The sequence below is a fragment of the Terrabacter sp. NPDC080008 genome (assembly GCF_040702505.1).
Classification (GTDB): Bacteria; Actinomycetota; Actinomycetes; order Actinomycetales; family Dermatophilaceae; genus Terrabacter.
The window spans coordinates 187,663-211,081 of sequence record NZ_JBFBLC010000001.1; the positions used below are offsets into that span (position 1 = coordinate 187,663).

Below are 23,419 nucleotides of genomic sequence, written 5' to 3' on the forward strand. Positions count from 1 at the left end.
GCCGCGTCAGCCCGCGTGGACGCGGACGGTGCGGCCGATGTCGTCGAGCATCGCGCGGGTCGTGTCGAAGTCGGGGTGGCGCACCCGCACCCACGCGTTGGCCATGTAGCCGGCCTCGACCGCCTGCGTGCCGTGCCCGACCGGCGGAAAGTGGCCGTCGATCACCCACTCGCCGTAGCGGGCCTGGATCTCGTCGATGCCGGTGTAGCCGGTGATCGTCCCGTCCCGGTCGGGGCGCAGCGCGACGATGCCGGCGGCATACGTCCGCCTCATCTGCTGCTCGGGCGCGCGGTGCGTGATGACGTGCGCCCACTCGCGGTAGACGTCGACCTCGTTGGCCGCGGAGTAGAGGTCCCACGCGCCGACACCCGGCGGGCGGCAGCCGATCTCGCTGAAGCGCAGCCCCTTCGGTCCGTAGAACCACTCCATGTGCGTGGCCGACGTCTCGATGCCGAGCGCCTCGATGACCCGCTGCCCGAGCTCACGCACCTCGGCGTAGAAGGCGTTGCCCGGCTCGTCGATGCGGTTGGTCGTGACGAACTGCGGCGAGATCCAGCGGTGGCGCATCGCCTCGAGGACGTTGGGGTAGTAGTGCGTGGCCCAGTCGTGAACGACCCGCCCGCCGAGGGTGATCGTGTCGTAGAAGCCCTCGTGGCCCTCCACGAACTCCTCGATGGCGATCGACGTGGCGCCCTCGCGGCCGTACGCCTGCAGCGCCTGCTCGAGCTCGGTGTCGTTGTCGACGCGGACCGTGCCCTGCGCGCCGGCGCCCGCGCGCGGCTTGAGGATCAGCGGATAGCCCTCGCGCGCAGCGAAGTCGCGCGCCTCGGCCGCCGACTCGATCGCGGCGCTGGCGGCGGTCGGCACGCCGGCAGCCCGCAGCGCCTCCTTCATCGACGGCTTGTCGCGGCACAGCCACGTCGTGCGCACGCTCGTGCCCGGGATGCCGCACGCCTCGCGCACCTGCGCCGCAGTCATCGTGTGCGACTCGACGACCGCCTCGAGCGCGTCGATCCACACCTTGTCCTGGAAGTAGCGCACGGCCTGCGTCATCTGGTCGACGTCGGTGACGTTACCGACGCGGTAGTAGCCGCGCAGCGCCCCCAGCACCTCGTCGTCGAGGTGGCCCTCTTCGGTCTCACCGATCCCGTAGACGTTCGCCCCCACCGCGGCGAGCGCGTGCACGAAGCGGCGCTGGTTCGCCGGGAACGACGGCTCCACGAAGATGATGTTCACGACGCCGACGCTATCTGTCCCTCGGGGACCCCGCCACGGAAGACACAGCGACGCAGCCGTCCACGTGCCGCCGGGGCAACGCTGGACAGAGGGTGGCGTCCCGCCCGAGGCCGGCGCGACACTGAAGGCGCACCCGCCACGGCCTGACGGCACCCAGCGAACCGGCACCACGGACACGGCCACACGGCATACGGGCTCGGGGCGTATGCCGTGTGGCCGGCCGCCGGAAAAGCCCGCGGCAGGCGTGTGGCGGCGCGACACTGGAGGAGCCGCACCACGGGCGAGACCCTCACCCCTCAGGAGGAGCTCATGTCGACCCCCGTCCCCAACGCACCGACCCCCGACCCGGGGCACCGCGCCGACGAGCCGGTCTCCGGACCCGCCCCCGGGGCGCCGCAGACCCGCCGCGACGCCGCCGCCGCTCAGGCCGGCGCCTGGTCCACCGGCAGCTCCGGGCCGCCCGCGCGGTGGTCGGGAGCGATCGTGGCCATCGGGATCGTCTCGGTGGTCCTCGGCGTCCTCGTGCTCGTGTGGCCCAAGGCGACCCTGCTCGTCGTGGCCCTCATCTTCGGGCTGCAGCTGATCGCGGCCGGCGCCGTGCGCCTGTCGGTGACCGGCGACCTGCCGCACGACCCCGGCTGGGTGCGACCGGTCTCCGTCGCGCTCGGCATCCTGTCGATCATCGCGGGCATCATCTGCCTGTTCCGGCCCGGCACCTCGCTGGTCGTCATCGCGATCCTCATCGCCGCCGGCTGGATCGCCGAGGGTGTCGCGGCGCTCGTCCACGGCTTCGCCTCGGGCCGGTCGACGGGCTCGCGGGTCTTCCTCTTCATCTTCGGGGCCATCTCGATCGTCGCCGGCATCGTCGTGGCCGTCTGGCCCGGTGCCACGCTCGTCGTGCTGACGCGGCTCGCGGGGATCCTGCTCATCGTCATCGGGGTGGCCGAGCTGGTCACGGTGTTCGTGGTCCGGCGGGCCGTCAAGGCGCCGGCAGCCGCCTGACCGCGCCGGACGGCATACGGCGGGAGCAAGGAAGGTCGCACCCCCTCTGCGGGGGTGCGACCTTCCGGGCTGCGGGTGCGGCGGTCAGCCCTGCGGCAGGTCCTCGAACTCGGCGACGCGGCGCACCTCGACCGACACCTCGTCGAACAGCGAGGCGAACCGCTCGGCGAGCTCGAGCGCCTGCTCACGGCTGTCGACGTTGACGAGGGCGAAGCCGCCGATGACCTCGCGGGCCTCGGTGAACGGCCCGTCGGTGACGGTGACACCGCCGCCGTCGGTCTTGCGCACCATCGCGCCGTCCTTGCTCTGCGTGACGCCCTCGGCCGCGAGCAGCACGCCCGACTCGGCGTACTCACCCATGAGCTCGCCCATCGCCGCCTGGAACTCGGGGCTGGGGTTCCAGGCCTCGGGGCGGGACTCGTCGAGCTTGTGGATCATGAGGAAGCGCATGCGTCTCTCCTTGGGTCGTATGCGTGGTGCCGGCTGGTGGTCGGCCGGGTCGGTCCCAGCCTTCACCACGACGTCGAACGGCGCCGCCCGGTTTCGACACGGCGCCCCGGGCGTGACCGGACCGACGGCTCAGAGCCAGCCGCGCTCCTGCGCGACGCGGGCAGCGCCGGCCCGGGTGGACGTGCCGGTCTTGCCGATGGCCGAGCTGAGGTGGTTGCGCACCGTGCCGGGCGAGAGGTGCACGACGGCGGCGATGGCCGCGACCGTGCCACCGCCGAGCGCCACGCGCAGGACCTCCTGCTCGCGCTCGGTCAGCGGGTTCGCGCCGTCGACGAGCGACTCCGTGGCCAGGGAGGGGTCGACGACCCGCAGGCCCGCGTGCACCCGGCGCACCGCCTCGGCCAGCTGCCGGGCCGGGGTGTCCTTGACGACGAAGCCGGACGCGCCGGCCTCGAGTGCGCGGCGCAGGTAGCCGGGACGGCCGAACGTCGTCACGACGAGGCTGCGCACACCGGGCAGGGCCGCACGCACTGCTGCAGCGGCGGCGATGCCGTCGGCCCCGGGCATCTCGATGTCGAGCAGGCACACGTCGGCCCCGGACTGACGTGCCGCGTCGACGACCTCGTCGCCGCGACCCACCTCGGCGACGACCTCGAGGTCGGGCTCGAGCGCGAGCAGCGCGGCGAGCGCGCCGCGCACGAGTGCCTGGTCGTCGGCGAGCAGCACCTTGATCGTCTCGCTCACAGCGTCACCTCCAGCACGGTCCCGTGGCCCTGGGGGCCGGTGGCGATCGTGAGCCGGCCGCCCGCGGCCCCGACTCTCTCACGCAGACCGCGTATGCCGTTGCCCTCGGGTCGCCCGTCGACGCCGCGTCCGTCGTCGCGCACCGTCAGGCGGTTCGGTGCCAGCTCGACCCAGCACTCGTCGGCGTCGCTGTGGCGCACGACGTTGGTCGTGGCCTCGCGCAGCACCCAGGCCAGCACGGTGCGGTGGCGCGGGTCGACGGCGCTCGGGTCGTCGGGGACGTGCGCCTCGATGCCGGCGCCGGCGAGCGCCGCCCGGGCGGAAGTGAGCTCGTCGCCGAGCCGGGCCACCCGCAGCCCGCCGACGGTGGCCCGGATCTCGGCGAGCGCCTGGCGGCTGAGCGCCTGGATCTCGAGGAGCTCGGCCTTGGCCCGCGCCGGGTCGAGGTCGACGAGGCGTTCGGCGAGCTCGGCCTTGACGGTCACGACGGTGAGCGAGTGCCCGAGCACGTCGTGGACGTCGCGGGCCACCCGCTCGCGCTCCTCGACGATGGCGAGGTCGCGCTCCATCCGCTCGTAGTCCTCGCCGCGGTCGGAGACGAGCCGTACGCCGCCGGTCATGACACCGACGGCGAAGACGATGATCGCCACGCTCCACACCCCCTCGTCGGGGTTGGAGACGACTGCTGCTGCGCCCGCGGCGAGGGTGGCGGCGATGCCGACCGTCATCGCCCAAGGCAGGGGCAGCGCGAACATCGCGAAGGCCACGACGAAGGGCAGGAAGCTCAGGCAGCCGCCGCCGATGATCGGGGCCGTGCCGACCATGCAGCCGACGAGCAGGACGAGGTAGGCGACCGCCCACCTCGTCGCGCCCCGCCCCCGTCGCATCCGCTCGAGGTTCTGCGAGCCGCGCACGTAGGCGACGGCGAAGACGGCCACGAGCACCAGGCCGAGCACCGTCTGCCAGAGCGGGTGCGGCTCGGTGACGAGCGAGAGTACCGGGAAGATCAGGAAGACGAGCCAGACCCCGCGGACCACCCAGCCCCAGCGCTCCCACGGGTTGCGGGCCGGCGACCGGGCCCCTGCAGGACCCGGTCGCCCGTCGGTGCACGCGTCGGTCACTGGCGCTCCCGGCCGCGGCGCACGAAGTAGGTGGCGAGCGCGCCGAAGACGAGCGTCCAGGCCACGACGTTGACGATCGGCAGCCACAGCGGGTCGCGCGAGCCGTCGGTCAGCCAGCCCTCGGTGAGCGGGTAGCGGGCCAGGGCCGCGTAGCCGTAGAGCGGCGTGAACTTCGCGAAGGCGAGCAGGCCACCCGAGAGCGGGACGAAGAGGTTGCCGAGGAAGGCGAAGACCACGATCGAGCCGGACGCGGCGCCCGCGGCCGCCTCGGACTGGAAGGCCGTTCCCACGAGGAGACCGTAGACCGCGAAGACGGACGAGCCGGCGAGGGCGAGCAGGGCACTGAGGCCCCACGCCGACGCGGAGCCCCGGGCCCCGGTGGCCACGCCGAGCGCGTACGTCAGGGCGACGGGCACTGCGGCGACCGTCATGGCCACGAGCGCCTTGCCGGTGATGAAGGCCGAGTCGGCGAGCGGCGTGAGCCCGAGCTGGCGGCCCCAGCCCTGGACGCGCTCGACGGCGGCGTTGGCGCTGACGCTCGTCGCGGCCAGCACGGCGCCGTAGGCGGCCATCGTGATCATGACGTACATCGCGACGTTGCCGTTGCCGATCTCGGCGCCCTTGGCGTCGACCGTCGCGCCGAAGATCAGGTAAAAGAAGGTCGGCAGCACCGCGGTGAAGAACATGGCGCTCCAGTTGCGCGTGATGCGGCGCAGGTCGAGCAGGACGAAGGTGGCGTTCATCCGACGAGCTCCTTGTCGGTCGTGGCGGTGGGGGCGACCGTGGCGGCGGCGCCGATCGCCTCGGTGGTGAGGGTCATGAAGGCCTCCTCGAGGCCGGCGGTTGCGATCTCGAGGTCGCAGCCGCCCGCGCCGAGGACGAAGCGGGCGACGGCGTCGGAGTCGCTCGCGGCGACGACCACGCGGGCCCCGCGCTCCTCGACGGAGCCGACCCCGGGCAGGGTCCGCAGCTGTGCCACGAGCTCGGCGGCCCGCAGCTGCGGCAGCGTCGCGGAGACGATCCGGCCGCTGGCCCGCGCGCGGATCTGCGCCGTCGTCCCGTCGGCGACGACCTTGCCGCCGGCGACCAGGACGATCCGGTCGGCGAAGGAGTCGGCCTCCTCGAGGTAGTGCGTCGCGAAGACGACGGTGCGCCCGGCGCTCGCGTCGGCGTGCATCGCGTCCCAGAAGTCGCGACGCGCCGTGACGTCCATCCCGGCCGTCGGCTCGTCGAGGACGAGCAGCCGCGGGTCCGGCAGCAGCGCGAGGGCGAAGCGCAGCCGCTGCTGCTCACCGCCGGAGCACTTCGAGACGCGCCGATCGGCGAGCGGGCCCAGCCCCGCGCGCTCCATCACCTCGTCGACCGGGGTGTGGACGGCATACGTGCTCGCGATCATGCGGACGGTCTCGCGGACCGTCAGGTCGCGCAGCAGGCCGCCGGTCTGCAGGACGGCCGAGACGAGGCCCGAGACGACGGCCTCGCGCGGTGCGCGGCCGAAGACCTCGGCGGTGCCGCTCGTGGGCGTGGTCAGCCCGAGCACGACGTCGAGCGTCGTCGTCTTGCCGGCGCCGTTGGGGCCGAGGAAGGCGACGACCTCGCCGGGCTCGATGCGCAGGTCGACGCCGTCGACGGCGCGGACGGTCGCGTCGCGCGAGCCGCGGCGGCCCGGGAAGGTCTTGACGAGCGAGCGCAGCTCGACCGCCGGCGCCCCCGAGGTGCCGGCGGCCGAGAGAGGGGTGTTGGTCATGGTGCAACTGTGTCGTGCCCGTGATGCCCGCGTCAGCGGTGATCGTCATGTCCTGTGCATGACAGGTGTCACGGTTCCGGCTGCCCCGCGCACCAGTCAGACTGGGTCCATGGCGACCTTCACGGTGCACCTCGACTCGGCGCTGGCGGCCCGGGAGGCGTGGCGCCGCGTGCTCGACCTGCACGCGCACAGCGCGGTCATCCCGCTGACGACGGTCACCGGCGAGACGATGACGGCAGACGGTCTCGTGCCGGGCTCCCGCTTCGTGGCCCGCACCGCGGTCGGGCCGGTCGGCTTCGACGACGTCATGGTGGTCGAGGCCATCACCCAGCCGGGGGCCGAGCACCCCGGCACGGCGTGGATCCAGAAGGAGGGCAAGGTCGTCCGCGGCTCCATCGACCTGCGGGTCAGCCCCGCCGGCTCGGGCTCCACGGTCGACTGGTCCCAGGAGATCGGGGTACGCGGCGTGCCCCGCCTGCTCGACCCGCTCGTCGGGCGCGTGGCCCAGCTCGCGTACGGGACCGCGCTCCGGCGCCTGCTCGCGCACCGAGGTTAGGCTGGGCCGACGGCCGCCGGGCCGTCGACGACTGGAGGGCTCGGCCGTGGATCGCTACCAGTACCTGCTGCTCATGGCGGGCTGCCTGGCCATCACCCTGCCGCTGGAGTTCGTCCTGCGCGCCCGCGTCTACCGGCGGCCCGGCCTGCTCGTCACCGCGCTCGTGCCGATCGTCGTGATCTTCTCGGCGTGGGACCTGCTCGGGATCTGGCGCGACCACTGGCGCTACAACCCGGCCTATGTCACCGGGCTCGACCTGCCGGGCGGGATGCCGATCGAGGAGCTCGTCTTCTTCGTCGTCGTCCCGATCTGCGGCCTGCTGACCTACGAGGCCGTCGGCTGGGTGCTGTCGGTGCTGCGGCGCCTGCACGAGACGCGGCGGCGGGAGCGCGCCGATGCGTGAGTACACCGTCCTCGCGGTGCTGTCCGTGCTCGCCGTCGTCGCCCTCGAACGCTGGTCGGGCACGCGCGTCTTCGCGCGAGCCCAGTTCTGGGTCAGCATGGCCATCGTCTTCGGCTTCCAGGTGCTCGTCGACGGCTGGCTCACCAAGCTCAGCGCCCCCATCGTCATCTACGCTCCCGACCAGTTCCTCGGCATCCGCTGGCCCTGGGACGTGCCGGTCGAGGACTACCTGTTCGGGTTCGCCATGGTCGGCGGCGCCATCATCCTGTGGGAGCGCGCCAAGCAGCGCCGGCCCGCCCGAGCGACGGGCGACACCCCCGGCCCCACCCGGGCGACCAATCCGACCGGCGCGACCGGCCCGAACAGCTCGAACGACCCCACTGTGGCCGCACCGGCCCGCCAGGAGGATGCATGCTCGAGGGACCAGTAGCCCGCCGCGAGGACGTCCCCGAGGCGTTCGACGACGTGGCCGAGCGCTACGACCTGATGGTCGGCCTCAGCCCCGGCTACCACCGCCAGCTGCGCTCCTCGGCCCACGCCCTCGTCCGGGCCGTCGCCTCCCCGCCGGCCCACGTGCTCGACCTCGGCTGCGGCTCGGGCGCCTCCACCGCAGCCCTCGTCCAGGCCCTCACCGTCCACCACGGCCCCGAGCCGACAACCGCCGTGCTGGCCATGGACGGCTCGGCCGGCATGCTCGAAAGCGCCCGCCGGAAGAGCTGGCCCGCCACGGTCTCCTTCGCCCACGGCCGCGCGGAGGCGCTCGCCGGGCATCCGGAGCTCGAGACGGCCCGAGCCGCAGGCGGACTGGACGGCGTGCTGGCGGCCTACCTCGTGCGCAACGTGCCCGACCGCGACGCCACCCTCAGCGCCATCCACGACGAGCTGCGGCCTGGCGGCACGCTCGTCGTGCACGAGTACTCCGTCCGGGGCCGTCTGGTCCCCTCGCTGCTGTGGACGCTCGTGTGCTGGGGCGTCATCATCCCGCTGGGCTGGGTCACCTCGCGCAACACGAGTCTCTATCGCTACCTCTGGCGCAGCGTGCTGCACATGGACTCGACCGCGGACCTCGAGGAGCGCCTGCGCCGGGCCGGGTTCGAGCGCGTGGCCACACATCCGGTGCCGGGCTGGCAGCGCGGCACCGTGCACACCGTCGTGGGCCACAAGCCGCTCGCGCCCGCGTCCACCCCGACGAGCGCGGGTATGCCGTGAGGCCCCGTCGCGGTGCTGTGACCTGGCTGCCCGGCCGCGACCCGCGGGCCGAGCGCCACCTGCCCCAGCCACCGGCGCGCGGAAACGCCTCGGCCCCAACCGGTCCCGTCCTCGTCGTCGGTGGCGGCGTCGCGGGCCTGACGGCTGCCACAGGCCTCGCCGAGCGTGGTGTCGACGTGATCGTCGTCGAGCGCGAGGCCACCCTCGGCGGGCGGGTGCGCTCGTGGCCGCTCGAGACACCCGAGGGTGACGCTCCCCGGCTGACGATGAGCCGCGGCTTCCACGCCTTCTTCCGGCAGTACTACAACCTGCGCGCCCTGCTGCGCCGCTCCGACCCGGGCCTCGAGCGGCTGCGTCCCGTCCCGGACTACCCGCTGACGCTCGCCGACGGCCCGACCGACTCGTTCGCCGGCATCCCGCGCACACCGCCGCTGTCGATCGCGTCCTTCGTCGCGCGCAGCCCCAGCTTCCCGGTCTCCGCCCTGGCCAAGGTCGACGTCGGGGCGGCGCTCGGGCTGCTCGACGTCCGCTTCCCCGAGACCTACTCCGAGCTCGACGGGGTCAGTGCCGCAGAGGTGCTCGACCGGCTCCGCTTCCCGCACCAGGCCCGCCACCTCGCCCTCGAGGTCTTCGCCCGCAGCTTCTTCGCCGACCCCACCGACTTCTCCGGCGGCGAGCTCGTCGCGATGTTCCACACCTACTTCACCGGCTCGGCCGAGGGCCTGCTCTTCGACGTGCCCGACGACGACTACGACAGCGCCATCTGGCAGCCCCTGGCCCGCCACCTCGCCGGGCTCGGGGTCGAGATCCGCACCGGCACGTCGGTCACGGGCCTCGAGGAGGACGGCGACGGCATACGTGCTCGGCTGGACGACGGCAGCACGCTGAGGGTGACCGACGTCGTGCTGGCCACCGACCGGGCGACGCTGCAGGGGCTCGTCGCCGACGCGAGCTGGCTCGGCGACCCGACGTGGCGCGAAGCTTTGGCGAGCCAGCGTGTCGCGCCACCTTTCGCGGTCTGGCGGCTCTGGCTGGACCGCCCTGCGGCACAAGGCAGCCCACTCTTCCTCGGCACGAGCGGCTACGGCCCACTCGACAACATCACCTTTGTCGACCAGATGGAGTCCGCGGCAGGCGCGTGGGCGCGTCAGTCGGGCGGCTGCGTCGTCGAGCTGCACGCGTATGCCGTCCCGTCCGGCACCGAGGAGGCCACCCTCCGCGAGGGGCTGCGTCGCGAGCTGCACCGCCTGCACCCCGAGCTGGCCACGGCGACGGTCCTGCACGAGGAGTGGCTGCTGTCGCAGGACTGCCCGCTCGCCGGCACCGACCCGTGGGCCGACCGGCCCGGCGTCGTCACCCCCGACCCGCGCGTCGTGCTCGCGGGCGACGGCATCCGCTGCGAGCTGCCGGTGGCGCTGATGGAGCGCGCCGCCACGACGGGCTGGATGGCCGCGAACGCCCTGCTCTCCCGCCGCGGACTGCCGGGGCACGAGCTGTGGACCGTGCCGATGCGCGGGCGCGGTCAGTCGGTGGCGCACTCGGCGCGGCGCCTGCTCGGCGCCGCGCGCTGACGGACGTCGGGAGGCGGGCGGTCAGTAGCCGTAGGTCTCCCCGCGGTCGCGCAGCAGCCAGCGGCGCTCGGCGTAGGCGAGGTCGTCGACCCACAGCCGCCGCGCCGTCGACGCGACGGCGGGGCGCAGCAGCGGGGCGAGGGCGCGCGCGACCCCGAACCCGGAGCGGTCGGAGTAGGCGATGGTCGCCTCGGTGACGACCGTCGTCGGGCGGCCGCTGCGGTCGTGCCCGACGAGCGTCGCGTGGGTCTCGACGACGCTGCCCTCACCCTCGCCGTCGACGATGGTCATGACGATGGTGCGCGCGTCGGGGCAGGTGAACTCGGCGCGGACCGGCACGGCATACCGCTTGGTGACGCGGAAGGCGACGTCGACGACGAGCCGGTCGACGGACGAGGCGGCGTCGTCGACGGTGAGGTGGCTGAACGCGTACGGGTGGTACCACGTGCCGTGCCACGGGTCGAGGCGGTTGGCGATGACGTCGGACGGCTCGCACGTGCCGCGCAGCGACACGACGGTCGCGAAGGCGCCCTCGGCCGGCGGCCGCACGGGCAGGGCGGGCGCGTCGGTCGGCTCCTCGCCGTCGGTGGGCAGGCGCACCCAGAGCAGCACGCCGTCGTCCTGTGCGGGGTAGGTCAGCCAGTCACGGCGCACTCCCGGGCCGAGCGCGAGCCCGTGCCAGCGGCAGTAGACCCGGTCGTGCATGACCTCGCAGTCGTCGAGGAGCGCGCCGAGGTGCGGGCAGGTGCCGGGCCCGGCGAGCAGGGTGCCATCGCCGGCGCGCCAGAGGACGACCTCGCGGCCGCCGACGGTGCGCGTCACCGAGCGGGTGGTGCCGACGTCGGTCGAGGCGCCGACGACGTGCCAGCCGCCGGGGTTGCGGCCCTGGGCGTCGAGGAACGAGCGGTGGATCCGTGACGGGCGCGCCTGCCGCCACGTGCCGGCGAGCCGGTCGCGCGGCTCCTCGGGCATGAGTCGCAGCGGGTTGGGGCTGCGACGCTCCGTGGCGTGGCTGGCGTGCCGCCCGGTCGGACGGTCGACGTGCGCGACGAGGTCGCGGGGCAGGCGCAGGGTCATGGGGTGACCTCCCGTGGGCGGGCGGACGAGGCGGGGCGGGCCGGCCCGAGGACGAGGACGCGGGCCGAGAGCGCGGCCTTGTGCCACGTGGGCACCCGGGCGCGGTCGGTGAAGACGTCGTAGTCGCGGGCCTCGATGCGCTCGAGGATGCGCGCGTAGAGGGTGCGCGCCGTCGACACGCACCGCGCGGACGCGGCGGGGAGCAGGGGTATGCCGGCATCGGCCTCGCGGTAGAGCGCGCGGTTGCGCTCCACCTCGAAGCGCATCAGCTCGCGCCACTCCGGGGTCACGCGCCGGGCGGCGGGCTCGGCGCCGAAGCGGCGCAGGTCCTCCTGGGGCACGTAGACCCGCCCCCGGTCGAGGTCCTCGCCGACGTCGCGCAGGAAGTTGGTCAGCTGGAAGGCGTTGCCGAGGGCACGAGCCGGCTGCAGGGCGAGGGGCGAGCGGGGCTGCAGGACCGGCAGCATCATCTCGCCGATGACGGCCGCGGAGCCGTCCATGTAGCCGAGGAGGTCGTCCCACGTGTCGTAGCTCGTCTGGGTGAGGTCCAGCGCCATGGCTCCGAAGAAGCGCTCGAAGCACTCGTCGGCGATGCCGCACGAGCGGACGCTGTGGCCGATGGCCGCGAGCACCGGGTCGGGAGTGGGCTCGCCGTCGGCGACGCGCCGGAAGGTCGCAGCGAGCTCGTGCAGGCGGGCGGCCGTGGCCTCGACGTGCGCGGGAGTGGTGGCGCCGTCGTCGTCGACGATGTCGTCGGCCAGGCGGCACAGGGCGTAGACGGCGTACACGTGCCGGCGGCGCTCGGGAGGCAGCAGCAGGGCGCCCCAGTAGTAGGTGGTGCCGTAGCGGCGGGTGATCTGCGCGCAGCGACGGTAGCCCTCGGTCAGCAGTGGATCGGCTTGCCTCGCAGCGCTTCTCACGGTCAGCCCCTGTCGGTTCGAAGACGGGCTCGCGGACCCGGGAGGTAGGCGTCGACCCGGTCGGCGGCGAGCTTGCCGCTGATGAGGACCATCGGCACGCCGACGCCCGGCACGGTGCCGGAGCCGGCGAAGACCAGGCCCGGGACGCGCCGGTCGAGGTTGCCCGGGCGGAAGGGACCGGTCTGCATGAACGTGTGCGCGAGGGCGAACGGGGTGCCCTGGTGCATGCCCAGCTGCTGCCACTCCAGCGGCGTCACGAGCTCCTCGGTGAGGATGCGGTCGGGGTAGCCGTTGGCGGTGAGGAAGGCGTGCAGCCGCTCGCGCATCGGCTCACGCTCACGCCGCCAGTCGATCGATCCCGAGAGGTTGGGCACCGGCTCGAGCACGTAGAGCACCGAGTCGCCCTCGGGCGCCAGGCCCGGCTCGGTGAGGGTGGGCACGGTGACGAGCCGCGACGGGTCCGGCATGAGCCGGCGGTCGTCGATGAGGGCGCGGAAGGCGCCGTCCCAGTCGGCACCGAAGTGGATGTTGTGGTGGGCGGTGCCGGGGGCCGGGGTGCCGGACGCGCCGACGTGCCAGACGACGGCCGAGGGAGAGTACGTGCCGGACCGCACGACCCGCGGCGCCTTGAGCTGGGGCAGGAGCTGGTCGTAGGCCGTGGGCAGGTCGAGCGTGCACACGACGGCATCGGCGCGCAGCCGCTCCCCGGAGTCGATCTCGACCCCGGCGACGGCGCCGCGGCGGTCGAGCACGAGCCGAGTGACGCTGGTGCCGTAGCGCAGGTCGGCGCCCGCCTTGCTCGCTGCGGTGGCGAGCGCCGCCGGGACGGCGTCCATCCCGCCCTCGGGGAACCACACCCCCTCGATGCTGTCCATGTAGGTGATGACCGCGTAGAGGGCGAGCGCGCTCTCAGGCGACAGTCCGGCATACAGCGCCTGGAAGGAGAAGAGGCGGTGGAGGCGCTCGTCGCGGAACCATTCGCGGATGACGGGCCCGAGGCGGCGGAAGCCGCCGAGCCGCAGCAGTCGCGCGGCGGCGCGGGGGTTGCTGGCCAGGTCGAGCGGACTGTCGAAGTTCGCGTCGATGAAGTGGGGCATCTCGACGCGGTAGAGCTTGCGCAGCCAGTCGGCGAAGTCGACGAACGACGCAGCGTCGACGCTGCCGCACGTGTCGGCGATCTCCTGGCGCATCGCCTCGACGCCGTGGCGGACCATGATCTGGCTGCCGTCGTCGAAGAGGGCACGGTAGGCCGGGTCGAGCAGGCGCATCGGCAGCGCGTCGTGCAGCGACGTGCCGGCCGCGGCGAGTGCCTCGCCGACGAGGTCGGGCATCGTCATGACCGTCGGGCCGGTGTCGAAGGTGAAGCCGTCCTGGCGCAGGCGCAGGCCGCGACCACCGGCGGCGTCGTGGCGCTCGACGAGGGTGACCTCGTGGCCACGCCCGACGAGGTGGCAGGCGGCGGCGAGCCCCGAGAGGCCGGCACCGATGACGACGACGCTCACGAGTCGCGCCACGCGATCAGCTCGGCGAGGGTGCGCAGCTCGGCGACCGCCTCGGCCTCGAGGTCCGCGCCGTCGAGCGCCTCGCAGGCGAGCTGCACCTCGGCGGAGATGCGCTGCTCGGTGCGCTCGAGCACGCCGGCCTCGCGCATCAGGTCCTGCAGGACCGGCACGGCGTCGGGCGTCACTACCCCCTGCTCGCCGAGGTGCTGCTCGGCCAGGTGCGGCGGCAGCGCCTGGCGGGCCTCGGCGAGCAGCACGGTGGGCTTGCCCGACAGGAGGTCGTCGCCGACGGGCTTGCCGGTGCGGGCGGGATCGCCCCACACGCCGAGGATGTCGTCGCGCAGGGCGAAGGCCTCGCCGAGGTGGGTGCCGTAGACGTCGAGTGCCTCGGCCACCTGTGGCTCGGCGCCGGCCGCGAGCGCGCCGAGGTGCAGCGGGCGCTGGACGGTGTAGGCGCCGGATTTCAGGCGGGCGACGCGTCGGGCGCGCTCGAGGTCGCGCCGGCGGGCGGCAGCGCCGGTGACGTCGAGGAGCTGTCCCTGGACGAGCTCGCGCAGCATGTCGGACCAGGCGCGGCGCAGCGGCGGGGCGCACGCGGCAGCGAGGTCCCAGGCCTCGTTGAGGGCGAGGTCGCCGTAGAGGATCGCGATGCTGTCGCCGAAGAGGGTCGGGTCGCCGAGGGCACCCGCGTCGACGTGGGCGCGGGCCGCCTCGACGTGCGTGGTCGTGCGGCCCCGACGGGAGTCGGAGCGGTCCATGACGTCGTCGTGGACGAGGGCGAAGAGGTGGACGAGCTCGAGGGCGGCGCACATCGCGACGAGGTCGTCGGCCCCGCCGCGCTCGGGGCCGTGGGCGGCGGCCCAGCCCCAGTGGCACATGACGGGGCGCAGCCGCTTGCCGGCCGTCGGGAGCAGCCAGGCGCGCAGCAGCTGCGGGAAGTCGGCCGTCAGCACGTCGGGCGGCTCCGGCGACCGTTCACGCCACTGCTCCTCGAGGCGGTCGCAGACCTGCTCGAGGAGCTCGTCGGTGCGCGCCAGCGTGTCGGCGGGGCTACGGACCGTGCAGTCGGCGTGGGCGTCGGCTGGATCGGCCGAGCCCGCCTGACCGCCGCGGGGCATCGTGAAGCTCGCGCCCGCCTGCATCGACACCTGGGAGGTCATGCAGCCGGCCGTGGTGCGGCGGCTCGGTCCTTCGGCGACACATGCCCACCTTGAGCCACAGCGGCCACACCGGCAAGTGGGGTGTCCAACGTTCACCGTTTTGCGAGAGGACATCTCGCGCAATCCGTGCGGCCGCGCCGCACCGAACCACCGACCATGACGCGAACACGACTTGCCCTGAGCGGGGTCCTCGCCGCGGTGGCCGGGACCGCCGCCGGCCACCTCGTCGCCGGCTTCCTCTCGCCCGCGTCGTCACCGGTCCTCGCCGTGGGGTCGACGGTGATCGACCTGACGCCGACTCCGTTGAAGGAGTGGGCGATCGCGACGTTCGGCACGAACGACAAGGTGGTCCTGCAGGGCTCGGTGCTCGTCGTGACGCTGGCCCTCGCCACCGTCGCGGGGCTGCTCAGCCGTCGGCGGCTGGCCGTCGGCGTGGCCTTCCTCGTCGTGCTCACGAGCCTCGCCGGCGCCGCCGCGCTGCTGCGTCCGGCCGCCCACCCGCTCGATGTCGTGCCGGCGCTCGTGGCGATGGCCGTCGGGGTGGCCACGTTCGTCTGGCTCGCCCACCTCACGCATACGACCTCGGGACGGTTGCGGGACGGCGACGCGCAGCGGAGCATGGGCACCAGCGGGCGCCGGGGCTTCCTCGCCGGGGCGCTCGGCGTCGCGGCGCTGTCGGTCCTCGCGGCCGCGGGCGGGCAGCTGCGCGCGGGGGCGCAGGCCGTCAAGAAGGTCGTGCTCCCGCGGCCGAGCGACCCGGCCGCGCCGTTGCCGAAGGGCCTGGAGGCCACCGTGGCGGGCATCTCGCCGCTACGCACCCCGACCGACTCCTTCTACCGGGTGGACACCAACCTCACCGTGCCGAAGGTCGATGTCGACTCGTGGACGCTCGAGGTCGACGGCATGGTCGAGCGGCCGTTCAGCCTGACCTTCGCCGAGCTGGCCGCGATGCCGCTCATCGAGCGCGACATCACGATGACGTGCGTCTCCAACGAGGTCGGCGGCGGCTACATCGGGGCCGCGCGCTGGCTCGGGGTGCGCCTGACCGACGTGCTCGACCGCGCCGGCGTCAAGGGCAGCCCCGACCAGGTGTTGAGCACCGCCGTCGACGGCTTCACCATCAGCACGCCCCTCGCGGTCGTGCGTGACGGCCGCGACGCGATGGTCGCCATCGGCATGAACGGCACGCAGCTGACCGATGTGCACGGCTTCCCCGCGCGGCTCATCACCCCGGGCCTCTACGGCTTCGTCGGCGCGACGAAGTGGCTCACCAAGCTGACGTTGACGACGTATGCCGCCGAGCAGGCCTACTGGACCAAGCGCAAGTGGGCGACCGACGCCCCCATCAAGACGAGCGCGCGCATCGACACCCCGGCGCCGCTGTCGACGATCAAGGCCGGCCGCACCGCCATCGGCGGTGTCGCGTGGGCGCAGCACCGCGGTGTCGGCAAGGTCGAGGTCAAGATCGACGACGGCCCCTGGCAGCCCACGCGGCTCGGGCCCGACGTCGGCGTCGACTACTGGCGCCAGTGGTACCTGCCGTGGGACGCCAAGCCCGGGCTGCACCGGCTCTCGGTGCGCGCCACCGACCGCAGGGGCCAGGTGCAGACCAGCGAGCGCGCGACGCCGTTCCCCGACGGGTCGAGCGGCATCCAGGAGGTCGTGGTGACCGTCGAGTGACCGTCGAGTGACCGACCACCGAATCGGGAGCAACCGCGAAAAAACCTCTCCGACAGGCAATCCGGGGCCGCAGCGGCTCCGAACCCCTGATGACAGTGCACGACACGAACAGCAACAGCCGCCCCACCAAGGAGTGACCGACATGAAGAGCATGAAGACCCGCACCGGCCTCGCGGCCCTGGCCATCGCCCTCCCGCTGAGCCTCGCCGCGTGCGGGAGCAACAGCGACGCCGCGTCGCCGGCTGCCAGCAGCACTCCCGCCGGCACGATGGCGAGCACCCCGTCCGACACGATGTCGAGCACGCCCTCCGACACGATGAGCTCGTCGGCCTCGATGGACGCCGCGTCCGCGGTCTTCGGCGAGGGCTGCGCGGCCGTGCCGAAGGACGGCAAGGGCTCGTTCAACGGCATGGCGACCGACCCGGTCGCGACGGCCGCGAGCAACAACCCGCTGCTCTCGACGCTCGTCACCGCCGTCAAGCAGGCCGGCCTCGTCGACACCCTGAACTCGGCCCCCGAGATCACCGTGTTCGCGCCGACCAACGACGCATTCGCCAAGATCCCTTCGGCCGACCTCAAGAAGGTCCTGGCCGACAAGCCGACCCTGACCAAGATCCTCACCAACCACGTCGTGTCCGGCAAGCTCTCGCCGGACCAGCTCGCGGGCGACCACAAGACGCTGGCCGGCACCACGATCACGGTCAAGGGATCGGGCAAGGACTTCACCGTCGGCAAGATGAACGCCAAGGTGATCTGCGGCAACGTGCCGACGGCGAACGCCACCGTCTACATCATCGACAGCGTCCTGATGCCCTGACGGTCCGCCGACCGATCAGCGCACAGAACCAGGTAGACGCAGACCACGACGACGGGCGACACAATGGACCCCATGTCAAGGATCTCGGTGGTCCCCTCCGGCGATGACTCGCCGGAGGGGACCGCCCGCCCAGTCCAGCTCGAGCACCTGCTCCGAAGAGCCGCGACCGGGGACGAGACCGCGTTCGCGCAGCTCTACGACGCGGTCTCGCCCCGGCTCTTCGGTCTCGTGCGACGCGTCGTGCGTGACCCCGCCCAGTCCGAGGAGGTGACCCAGGAGGTCTTCCTCGAGATCTGGCGGCACAGCGCCCGCTTCGATCCGAGCAAGGGCGGGGCGATGTCGTGGATGCTCACGATCGCCCACCGCAAGGCCGTCGATCGCGTGCGCGCGGCCGAGGCCGCCCGGAATCGCGACGAGGGCTACGGGGCCAGCAACCAGGACGTGACCCACGACTCCACCGCGGAGGCCGTCGTCGAACGGCTCGACGCGGAGCGGGTCCACCGGGCGCTCGAGACGCTCACGCCGGTGCAGCGGCAGGCCCTCGAGCTCGCCTACCTCTCCGGCTACACCCATACCGAGGTCGCGACGATGCTCGAGCTGCCGCTCGGCACGGCCAAGACACGCATCCGGGATGGACTCATCAGACTTCGAGACACGTTGGGGGTGACCCTGTGAGCGACGACATCCACGCGCTCTCCGGTGCGTATGCCGTGGACGCCCTCGACGACGCGGAGCGGGCGCGGTTCGAGCGCCACCTCGCCCACTGCTCCGCCTGCCAGGCCGAGGTCGACAGCCTCGTCGCCGCGGCATCCGAGCTGTCGGTGCTGACCGAGGTCGCACCGCCGGCCTCGCTGCGGGCCAAGGTGCTCGCCGAGATCGCGACAGTGCGGCCCCTGCCGCCGCTCGTCCCGTCCGGGGCGGAGTCGGCCGACGACTCCGCGGTCGACTCGGCTCCTGCCAACCGGCCTGGTGCCGGTGCCGTCGGCTCCGGCGGCGCGGGTGCTGTGCCGACCGCCGGTGCCGCCGGTGACTCTTCCGAGCGGACGCACGAGTCGACGGGCGCTCCGGGCGCCGGGGACGAGCTGGCAGCGCGGCGCTCGCGCCGTGGTGGCGGCTTCACCCGCGGCTGGCGGCTCGTGGTCGCGGCGGCCACGGTGGCGGTGCTGGCGATCGCCGGCTTCACGGTCTGGCGGCAGGTTGAGAAGGATCCCCAGCAGGCCCTCGCCGACCAGGTGCTCGCTGCACCGGACGCCGCCCGCTACGCCAAGCGGCTGCCCGACGGTGCCACCGCGACCATTGTGCGGTCCACCTCGCTACAGAAGGCGGTGCTCATCACCTCCGGCATGCCGCAGCCGCCCACGGGCAAGGTGTTCCAGCTGTGGCTCGAGGACTCGACCGGTCACATGACCTCCGCGGGACTCATGCCGACCGGCGGCGACAAGGTCGTGGTGCTCGCAGGCGATGCCACGCACTCCAAGGCGGCCGGGGTCACGGTCGAGCCGCCGGGCGGCTCCGACCAGCCGACCTCCGCGCCGGTGGCCCTGATCCCCTTCGCCTGACGGATCGGGCCGAGCAAGTACAACTGGTCCCGCCACCCGCACGGGTGGCGGGACCAGCTGTACGCGGGCAGCCTGTCTTGCTTTCCTTTCGGGTTCCCCTGCGCGGGTGAAGTCGATGAACCAGGCGGGCGTGAGCGTTTGACTCTGCCGCTGGTCGGACGTTCTCCCCTCAGGGAGTCCTGGGTGATTCGGGAAATGCCTCTCGAGCATTTCGCCGCGTAGCTGCGGCAGACCGCCTCTGCGCCGCTACCGTTCCCTCGAGGAAAGGCTGCGCGCCGAACAGCCGTCCCCGCTTTGAGTCACGACCCGACCACGTGGGAGACGAGCCATGAGCCAGAGCCCGGTGCAGAACTACTACAGAGCCCACGCGCGCCAGTTCTCCTCGGGACGGATGAGCCCTTTGGGCCTCTCCGCCGGCGGCATCGGGTCTATGGCCGGCGGCCTCGCGATGACGTCCCTGGCGCCCGCCGGTGCGCAGGATGCCCTGATGGCGGTGGCCGTGATGGGTTGGCTCGTGGGCATGGTGGACGTGGGGATCGCGCTCCTGGTGGGGCCGCGACCGTCTGGAGGCAGGCCCGTGGCACGACAGCTGGGGCAGACGCAGACGCTCACCGCTGACCGACAGTTCCTGGTCTCGAGCATCGTCGGTGGTCTCGGTCTAGGAGTCCTCGGCTACGGCCTGACCTCGTCCGGACGGGCACCCGGACCCCCCGCTCTCGTGGCCGCGTTCATTGCGGTCGTGGCCCTCTGGGGCGGTGTGCTGATAGCCAAGAGCCGCACGCTGACCGTCACGATCAACGACAGCGGTATCGAAGACAACACCTTCCCATTGCGGCACCGCTTCGCCAGCTGGGAACGCATCGCCTCCGCACACATCCTCGCCACCACCCCGGTGAGCGCACAGGTGGTCCTGGAACTGCGTGATGCACCCGCGCCGACCGGGGCGGCGGGCGCCGCGACGAGCGGCGGAAGTCGACTGCGCATCCCCTGCGGGTACCTCACCCTGTCCGCAGACGAGCTCCTTGCGACCATCACGGCAGACCCGAACTTCGGCGCGACTACCGCGCCGAGCGTGGGCAACAGATAGGGCCCCACGTCCGGTCATGTAGCCGCTGACGTCGGGACGCAACCGCCTCGATGTCCGCGTCTCGGCATAGGGTTCCGGCATGGCACGGGTGCTGCTGACTGGGATGTCCGGCGCAGGCAAGAGCACCGTCCTGGACGCCGTCGCCCGCCGGGGCTACATGAAGGTCGACACCGACTACGGCGGCTGGGAGATGCCCGGCGCGTTGTGGGACGAGCCCCGCATGAGCGCGCTGCTCGGCGAGCACGACACCATCGCCGTGAGCGGGACAGCACAGAACCAGGGCCACTTCTACGACAGGTTCGAGCATGTGATCTACCTGCACGTCCCGTTGCAGGTGCTCCTTGACCGGGTGCGCTCCCGGACGAACAACCCCTACGGCAAGACCGCAGACCAGACGGCTGACATCACCACATATGTCGCCGAGATCGAGCCCCTGATCCGACGGACCGCCACGCTGGAACTCGATGGTCTGTTGCCGGTGCGGGACCTGACCGACCGCGTTGAGCAGTGTCTGTGCTCCTGAGCCCCGAACGTCCTCTACTGCCGCGAGGGGACTGTTGTGGGCACTGTCAACGATGGTCTCTTGCCTGGCCTCGACTGTTCGCTTCGGGATCAGTCGAACGACGGAACGCTCTCGAATCCGGCTCACTTCGTCAGAACTCTGTGCGCACTCGGCTCCGCTCGTCGGTGACCCGGCGCTGCTCGTAGACCTCGCCGGCCCGCGCCATCGTTCGCCAGGGGCGGGCAAGCTCGAGCGCACAGCGCAGTGCGGGGTCCGCTCGGTCCAACGTGCCGACCACCAAACTGGACTCGCCACCGGCATCGGCCACCTCGCCGTGCGGGCCGATGAGTCCGGAGTGGAACAGGTTCGTGGCCTGCGCCGGCACCGACAGGCTCAGCCAGTAGTTGTGGACCGCGGCGTACGCGCGGGCCTTGATCGCGAAGATCGAGTCGACCGGGTAGGCGGACAGCAGCAGACAGTCGACGCCGAGCCGGTCGTACTCGGCGAACACGTCGGGAAAGTTGATCTCGATGCAGATCGCCAGGCCGAAGCGGAAGCCGTCGATCTCGAAGACCACCGGCTCGAAGCCGGGTGTGTAGAACCGCGTGAGCTCGGTGTGCGAGCACTTCCGCTTGTCGTACCGGTCAACCAGCCTCCCCTCGTCCGAGATGACGTACAGGCTGTTGTGCGGCCAGTGCGGCTCGGTCAACGGGTGGGCAGAACCGAGCACCACCCACATCCCCAGCTCGCCGGCGAACGCGGCCACATCTTCGAGCTCGCGATGAACCAGTGCCCAGTCGACCTCGCCCCAGGAGGCCACGTCCTCGACCGCGTACCCCGACAGGAACCCCTCGGGGAAGTGGGCGAGTCGCGCACCTGCTGCCGAGGCCTGCCTGAGCATGCGACGCACCTCGGCACCGTTGGCGCGAGATCTGACGACGAGCTGGGCTGGCAGGTGGCGATCGCGAGGCTCACCCGCGCATGCTGGCAGGTCACGATGACAGGCGGAGGGTCGACTCACAGACAAACCACTCGTCTGATCGGCGTGGATCCGCAGCAGCCACGCTCCCACCTCAACGTGAGCCCTGGCTCGTCCCCGAGCCCTCACCCCCCAGTTCGGCAACTTTCACCAGGACAGCGGCTTTGCTTCCCTGTGGGACCAGCGCCGTCAGCTCATCGTCATGCAGCTGCTGTTCTTGAGCCCAGACCTCGATGACCGCTTCGCTATCCCAACGACGCACGACAACAAAGTGCGTGGAGTCGTGCACGTCCTGCAGGATCATCCCCTCACGGGCGCCTCCCAGCGCGGTTGCCGCATCGGCGAAGCGGGAGAAGGCCGCGATGAACGCTGCGGGATCAGCCTCGCCGATCGCCCAGTCGCTGACCGTCCAGACATCTGCCATGGGGTCCTCCCCCTCCCTCGATCCGCGCCACCGCGCCCTGTATCAACGGTCCTCCGCGCCTGCCATGCCGTCTTGGGATTCTCGGGAACGCTCTGCGGGTGATCCCGCGCGAATGCGGAATGCGGTACTTGTGCGCAGGCCGATCGGGAGGAATGCCGCCGAAGTCGAGGGGACCCTTGACGGCCCCCGCTCGCCGCGCGCTCCATGGACTGGACCGGGACGTCGAGGAGGATGCCGTGTCCGCTGCAGAGAACAAGTCACAAGCCCAATCTGCGTACAAGGCTTTCGATGCCGGCGACATGGGCGAGGTCATGCGAGTGATGGCCGATGACATCGAGTGGGTCGTGCCCGGGAACAGCACGATCAGCGGGGTCTACCGGGGCAAGGAGGAGGTGGCCGGCTTCTTCCAGACCATTGCCGCCAAGTCCTTCCGAACGGAACCGCAGCACTTCATCGCCGACGGCGACCACGTGGTCGTTTTGACGCGCATCTCCGCCGACGGGCAGTCCGCCGACCAAGCCGATGTGCTCACGTTCGGGCCAGACGGCAAGATCACGAACTTCACCGCCGCTGCGGACACCGCGTTCCAGGAACGCGTCTGGGGCAAGCGGTAGGTCGTTTCCCACGTTCTTGCTGGCTGGCGGGCCCATCTGCCTTGGCGCTGCCGTCGCCGAGCGCTCGTGTCCACGGGAGGAGAAAATCTCGCGAAGCCTGTCGAAGAGGTGCCCACCCGCTCGACGTACGAGCACGAAGGACCCTCAACAAGCAGAAAGAGAGATCGTCATGCCTCGTTTCATGGGATCCGTCAGGATGGCAGAGGGCATCGGCACGCCGCCGAAGGCCCTCTTCGACGCGATGGACGTCTACATCGCCGAACGGGCCGCTGCCGGGGTGTTCCTCGACGGCGGCGGGCTCTACGGCACGGAGGACGCCGTGAACTTCGTGGCCAGCCAGGGCGAGGTCACCCAGCACGAGGGGCCCTACGCCGAGACCAAGGAGGTCGTCGGAGGCTGGTCGCTCCTGAAGTACGACACCGTCGAGGAGGCCGTGGCCGACCAGCGGAAGTTCGCCGAGCTGCACGCCGAGCACTGGCCCGAGGTCACCGTGGTGGCGACCCTGCGCCAGATCTCGGAAGGCCCCGAGGCCGCTGACGACTGAGGAGGGGAGCGCCGAGGCGGGCCCAGGAGCCTGCCTCGGCGCTCCATCCTCCTGACGGGAACGGAGGGGCTCAGACAGCCGCTGAGCCCGTCAGGCCTGAACCGGCAGGAGCTTGTAGTGCAGGCGCAGCACCGAGGCCGACCACAGCCTGAGGTTGTGGTCAGTGCGCAGCGTTCCCTCCTCGTCGACATACAGGGTGAACGTCTCGTGGATGGGCACGCGGGTCGCGTGGGTCCCGCCCTCGTCGACCTTGACGTATGCGCCGTTGCCCCCGAACTGCCCTGCCGGGGAGTCCAGCTCGAGCCCACCACCGGCCAAGGCGCGCGGCTTGAGGAACACCTGTACGTTGCCGTGCTCGAGCGGGAAGGCCACGTGAACGCTCGGTTGGGTCTCGCCTGGCAGCGGTCGTGCCGAGTAGCAGCCGCTGTAGACGTACTCGCCGGTGGATCGCAGCGTTCGCAGCCAACCGGCCGCCACCGGATCGCCCGCCGCGTCGACGATCACCTCCCGTCTCG

The 23,419-nt window shown here is 72.2% G+C and carries 27 protein-coding genes; 14 read left to right on the forward strand and 13 right to left on the reverse strand.

The genetic code is table 11. The features are described from left to right. Positions 1 to 6: 6 nt before the first annotated feature. Entirely contained in the window at positions 7 to 1,236 is a 1,230-nt protein-coding gene (locus AB0316_RS00885; protein ID WP_366269641.1) for an ATP-grasp domain-containing protein, read from the reverse strand. A 309-nt stretch (positions 1,237 to 1,545) separates the two neighbouring features. Between AB0316_RS00885 and AB0316_RS00890 the strand changes: the two genes are divergently transcribed. Further along, positions 1,546 to 2,238, forward strand: a complete 693-nt coding sequence (locus tag AB0316_RS00890; RefSeq protein ID WP_366269643.1) for a DUF308 domain-containing protein — start codon at positions 1,546 to 1,548, stop codon at positions 2,236 to 2,238. Between the two features lie 84 nt (positions 2,239 to 2,322). Here the strand turns inward: AB0316_RS00890 and AB0316_RS00895 are convergent, their stop codons facing one another. The 5 genes from AB0316_RS00895 to AB0316_RS00915 all read right to left on the reverse strand — a co-directional run bounded on the left by AB0316_RS00895 (position 2,323) and on the right by AB0316_RS00915 (position 6,300). Continuing rightward, positions 2,323 to 2,688 carry a YciI family protein gene (locus tag AB0316_RS00895; protein WP_366269645.1) on the reverse strand — a complete coding sequence of 122 codons (366 nt, stop codon included), beginning with the start codon at positions 2,686 to 2,688 and terminating at the stop codon, positions 2,323 to 2,325. Between the two features lie 129 nt (positions 2,689 to 2,817). Next, positions 2,818 to 3,432: a response regulator transcription factor gene (locus tag AB0316_RS00900; RefSeq protein ID WP_366269646.1), complete on the reverse strand. Its 615-nt coding sequence runs from the start codon at positions 3,430 to 3,432 to the stop codon at positions 2,818 to 2,820. Next, positions 3,429 to 4,553: a sensor histidine kinase gene (locus tag AB0316_RS00905; RefSeq protein WP_366269648.1), complete on the reverse strand. Its 1,125-nt coding sequence runs from the start codon at positions 4,551 to 4,553 to the stop codon at positions 3,429 to 3,431. The genes AB0316_RS00900 and AB0316_RS00905 overlap by 4 nt, the downstream gene beginning before the upstream one ends. Then, positions 4,550 to 5,296 (reverse strand): ABC transporter permease, encoded by a 747-nt coding sequence (locus AB0316_RS00910; RefSeq protein ID WP_366269649.1) that lies wholly within the window; start codon positions 5,294 to 5,296, stop codon positions 4,550 to 4,552. The genes AB0316_RS00905 and AB0316_RS00910 overlap by 4 nt, the downstream gene beginning before the upstream one ends. After that, positions 5,293 to 6,300, reverse strand: a complete 1,008-nt coding sequence (locus tag AB0316_RS00915; RefSeq protein ID WP_366269651.1) for an ABC transporter ATP-binding protein — start codon at positions 6,298 to 6,300, stop codon at positions 5,293 to 5,295. The genes AB0316_RS00910 and AB0316_RS00915 overlap by 4 nt, the downstream gene beginning before the upstream one ends. 109 nt (positions 6,301 to 6,409) lie before the next feature. On the opposite strand from AB0316_RS00915, the gene AB0316_RS00920 reads away from it, so the two are divergent. The 5 genes from AB0316_RS00920 to AB0316_RS00940 are packed head-to-tail and all read left to right on the forward strand — an operon-like array spanning position 6,410 to position 10,039. Then, positions 6,410 to 6,856 (forward strand): SRPBCC family protein, encoded by a 447-nt coding sequence (locus AB0316_RS00920; protein WP_366269654.1) that lies wholly within the window; start codon positions 6,410 to 6,412, stop codon positions 6,854 to 6,856. 46 nt (positions 6,857 to 6,902) lie between these two features. Continuing rightward, complete coding sequence (locus AB0316_RS00925; protein ID WP_366269656.1) at positions 6,903 to 7,259, forward strand: lycopene cyclase domain-containing protein; 357 nt, start codon at positions 6,903 to 6,905, stop codon at positions 7,257 to 7,259. After that, positions 7,252 to 7,689 carry a lycopene cyclase domain-containing protein gene (locus AB0316_RS00930; RefSeq protein WP_366269658.1) on the forward strand — a complete coding sequence of 146 codons (438 nt, stop codon included), beginning with the start codon at positions 7,252 to 7,254 and terminating at the stop codon, positions 7,687 to 7,689. Before AB0316_RS00925 ends, AB0316_RS00930 begins: the two co-directional genes overlap by 8 nt. Next, the gene (locus tag AB0316_RS00935) at positions 7,671 to 8,468 is read left to right on the forward strand and encodes a class I SAM-dependent methyltransferase (protein ID WP_366269660.1); all 798 of its coding nucleotides are present in this window, start codon (positions 7,671 to 7,673) and stop codon (positions 8,466 to 8,468) included. The genes AB0316_RS00930 and AB0316_RS00935 overlap by 19 nt, the downstream gene beginning before the upstream one ends. Before the next feature lie 17 nt (positions 8,469 to 8,485). Continuing rightward, a complete protein-coding gene (locus AB0316_RS00940) occupies positions 8,486 to 10,039 on the forward strand; it encodes an NAD(P)/FAD-dependent oxidoreductase (protein WP_366269661.1) in 1,554 nt (517 codons plus the stop codon). 21 nt (positions 10,040 to 10,060) lie between these two features. On the opposite strand, the gene AB0316_RS00945 is transcribed toward AB0316_RS00940, so the two are convergent. From AB0316_RS00945 to AB0316_RS00960, 4 genes are read right to left on the reverse strand one after another with little or no spacing between them, the layout of a single operon-like run. Next, positions 10,061 to 11,116: a DUF5914 domain-containing protein gene (locus AB0316_RS00945; protein WP_366269663.1), complete on the reverse strand. Its 1,056-nt coding sequence runs from the start codon at positions 11,114 to 11,116 to the stop codon at positions 10,061 to 10,063. Further along, positions 11,113 to 12,036: a phytoene/squalene synthase family protein gene (locus AB0316_RS00950; protein ID WP_366269664.1), complete on the reverse strand. Its 924-nt coding sequence runs from the start codon at positions 12,034 to 12,036 to the stop codon at positions 11,113 to 11,115. The genes AB0316_RS00945 and AB0316_RS00950 overlap by 4 nt, the downstream gene beginning before the upstream one ends. Before the next feature lie 2 nt (positions 12,037 to 12,038). Further along, positions 12,039 to 13,538 (reverse strand): phytoene desaturase family protein, encoded by a 1,500-nt coding sequence (crtI, locus tag AB0316_RS00955; RefSeq protein WP_366269666.1) that lies wholly within the window; start codon positions 13,536 to 13,538, stop codon positions 12,039 to 12,041. Continuing rightward, positions 13,535 to 14,698, reverse strand: a complete 1,164-nt coding sequence (locus AB0316_RS00960) for a polyprenyl synthetase family protein (RefSeq protein WP_366269667.1) — start codon at positions 14,696 to 14,698, stop codon at positions 13,535 to 13,537. The genes crtI and AB0316_RS00960 overlap by 4 nt, the downstream gene beginning before the upstream one ends. A gap of 156 nt (positions 14,699 to 14,854) precedes the next feature. On the opposite strand from AB0316_RS00960, the gene AB0316_RS00965 reads away from it, so the two are divergent. The 6 genes from AB0316_RS00965 (at position 14,855) to AB0316_RS00990 (ending at position 20,364) form a co-directional block, all read left to right on the forward strand. Next, positions 14,855 to 16,378, forward strand: a complete 1,524-nt coding sequence (locus AB0316_RS00965) for a molybdopterin-dependent oxidoreductase (protein ID WP_366269669.1) — start codon at positions 14,855 to 14,857, stop codon at positions 16,376 to 16,378. 142 nt (positions 16,379 to 16,520) lie between these two features. Next, positions 16,521 to 17,195 carry a fasciclin domain-containing protein gene (locus AB0316_RS00970; RefSeq protein WP_366269670.1) on the forward strand — a complete coding sequence of 225 codons (675 nt, stop codon included), beginning with the start codon at positions 16,521 to 16,523 and terminating at the stop codon, positions 17,193 to 17,195. Positions 17,196 to 17,258: 63 nt separating this feature from the next. Next, the gene (gene sigK, locus AB0316_RS00975; protein WP_366269672.1) at positions 17,259 to 17,870 is read left to right on the forward strand and encodes an ECF RNA polymerase sigma factor SigK; all 612 of its coding nucleotides are present in this window, start codon (positions 17,259 to 17,261) and stop codon (positions 17,868 to 17,870) included. Beyond that, positions 17,867 to 18,754, forward strand: a complete 888-nt coding sequence (locus AB0316_RS00980; protein WP_366269673.1) for an anti-sigma factor — start codon at positions 17,867 to 17,869, stop codon at positions 18,752 to 18,754. The genes sigK and AB0316_RS00980 overlap by 4 nt, the downstream gene beginning before the upstream one ends. A gap of 328 nt (positions 18,755 to 19,082) precedes the next feature. Further along, positions 19,083 to 19,841 carry a hypothetical protein gene (locus AB0316_RS00985; RefSeq protein ID WP_366269674.1) on the forward strand — a complete coding sequence of 253 codons (759 nt, stop codon included), beginning with the start codon at positions 19,083 to 19,085 and terminating at the stop codon, positions 19,839 to 19,841. A 79-nt stretch (positions 19,842 to 19,920) separates the two neighbouring features. Beyond that, positions 19,921 to 20,364: an AAA family ATPase gene (locus AB0316_RS00990; protein ID WP_366269675.1), complete on the forward strand. Its 444-nt coding sequence runs from the start codon at positions 19,921 to 19,923 to the stop codon at positions 20,362 to 20,364. 130 nt (positions 20,365 to 20,494) lie between these two features. Here the strand turns inward: AB0316_RS00990 and AB0316_RS00995 are convergent, their stop codons facing one another. Beyond that, positions 20,495 to 21,451: a carbon-nitrogen hydrolase family protein gene (locus AB0316_RS00995; RefSeq protein ID WP_366269676.1), complete on the reverse strand. Its 957-nt coding sequence runs from the start codon at positions 21,449 to 21,451 to the stop codon at positions 20,495 to 20,497. Beyond that, positions 21,417 to 21,746 (reverse strand): antibiotic biosynthesis monooxygenase, encoded by a 330-nt coding sequence (locus tag AB0316_RS01000; protein ID WP_366269677.1) that lies wholly within the window; start codon positions 21,744 to 21,746, stop codon positions 21,417 to 21,419. Before AB0316_RS01000 ends, AB0316_RS00995 begins: the two co-directional genes overlap by 35 nt. Before the next feature lie 236 nt (positions 21,747 to 21,982). Here AB0316_RS01000 and AB0316_RS01005 point away from each other — a divergent pair, with 236 nt between their 5' ends. After that, complete coding sequence (locus AB0316_RS01005) at positions 21,983 to 22,360, forward strand: nuclear transport factor 2 family protein (RefSeq protein ID WP_366269678.1); 378 nt, start codon at positions 21,983 to 21,985, stop codon at positions 22,358 to 22,360. A 196-nt stretch (positions 22,361 to 22,556) separates the two neighbouring features. Then, positions 22,557 to 22,904 (forward strand): YciI family protein, encoded by a 348-nt coding sequence (locus AB0316_RS01010; protein WP_366269680.1) that lies wholly within the window; start codon positions 22,557 to 22,559, stop codon positions 22,902 to 22,904. A gap of 90 nt (positions 22,905 to 22,994) precedes the next feature. Here AB0316_RS01010 and AB0316_RS01015 read toward each other — a convergent pair whose 3' ends face one another. After that, positions 22,995 to 23,408, reverse strand: a complete 414-nt coding sequence (locus AB0316_RS01015; protein ID WP_366269682.1) for a hypothetical protein — start codon at positions 23,406 to 23,408, stop codon at positions 22,995 to 22,997. Positions 23,409 to 23,419: the final 11 nt, after the last annotated feature.

Coding starts and splice junctions, on each gene's coding strand:
- AB0316_RS00960 (WP_366269667.1), bottom strand. CDS start 14,698: ATGACCTCCCAGGTGTCGATGCAGGCGGGCGCGAGCTTCACGATGCCC.
- AB0316_RS00985 (WP_366269674.1), top strand. CDS start 19,083: ATGAGCCAGAGCCCGGTGCAGAACTACTACAGAGCCCACGCGCGCCAG.
- AB0316_RS00910 (WP_366269649.1), bottom strand. CDS start 5,296: ATGAACGCCACCTTCGTCCTGCTCGACCTGCGCCGCATCACGCGCAAC.
- AB0316_RS00935 (WP_366269660.1), top strand. CDS start 7,671: ATGCTCGAGGGACCAGTAGCCCGCCGCGAGGACGTCCCCGAGGCGTTC.
- AB0316_RS01000 (WP_366269677.1), bottom strand. CDS start 21,746: ATGGCAGATGTCTGGACGGTCAGCGACTGGGCGATCGGCGAGGCTGAT.
- AB0316_RS00990 (WP_366269675.1), top strand. CDS start 19,921: ATGGCACGGGTGCTGCTGACTGGGATGTCCGGCGCAGGCAAGAGCACC.
- AB0316_RS00945 (WP_366269663.1), bottom strand. CDS start 11,116: ATGACCCTGCGCCTGCCCCGCGACCTCGTCGCGCACGTCGACCGTCCG.
- AB0316_RS00970 (WP_366269670.1), top strand. CDS start 16,521: ATGAAGAGCATGAAGACCCGCACCGGCCTCGCGGCCCTGGCCATCGCC.
- AB0316_RS00890 (WP_366269643.1), top strand. CDS start 1,546: ATGTCGACCCCCGTCCCCAACGCACCGACCCCCGACCCGGGGCACCGC.
- AB0316_RS00920 (WP_366269654.1), top strand. CDS start 6,410: ATGGCGACCTTCACGGTGCACCTCGACTCGGCGCTGGCGGCCCGGGAG.
- AB0316_RS00965 (WP_366269669.1), top strand. CDS start 14,855: ATGACGCGAACACGACTTGCCCTGAGCGGGGTCCTCGCCGCGGTGGCC.
- AB0316_RS00930 (WP_366269658.1), top strand. CDS start 7,252: ATGCGTGAGTACACCGTCCTCGCGGTGCTGTCCGTGCTCGCCGTCGTC.
- AB0316_RS00895 (WP_366269645.1), bottom strand. CDS start 2,688: ATGCGCTTCCTCATGATCCACAAGCTCGACGAGTCCCGCCCCGAGGCC.
- AB0316_RS00915 (WP_366269651.1), bottom strand. CDS start 6,300: ATGACCAACACCCCTCTCTCGGCCGCCGGCACCTCGGGGGCGCCGGCG.
- AB0316_RS01010 (WP_366269680.1), top strand. CDS start 22,557: ATGGCAGAGGGCATCGGCACGCCGCCGAAGGCCCTCTTCGACGCGATG.
- sigK (WP_366269672.1), top strand. CDS start 17,259: ATGGACCCCATGTCAAGGATCTCGGTGGTCCCCTCCGGCGATGACTCG.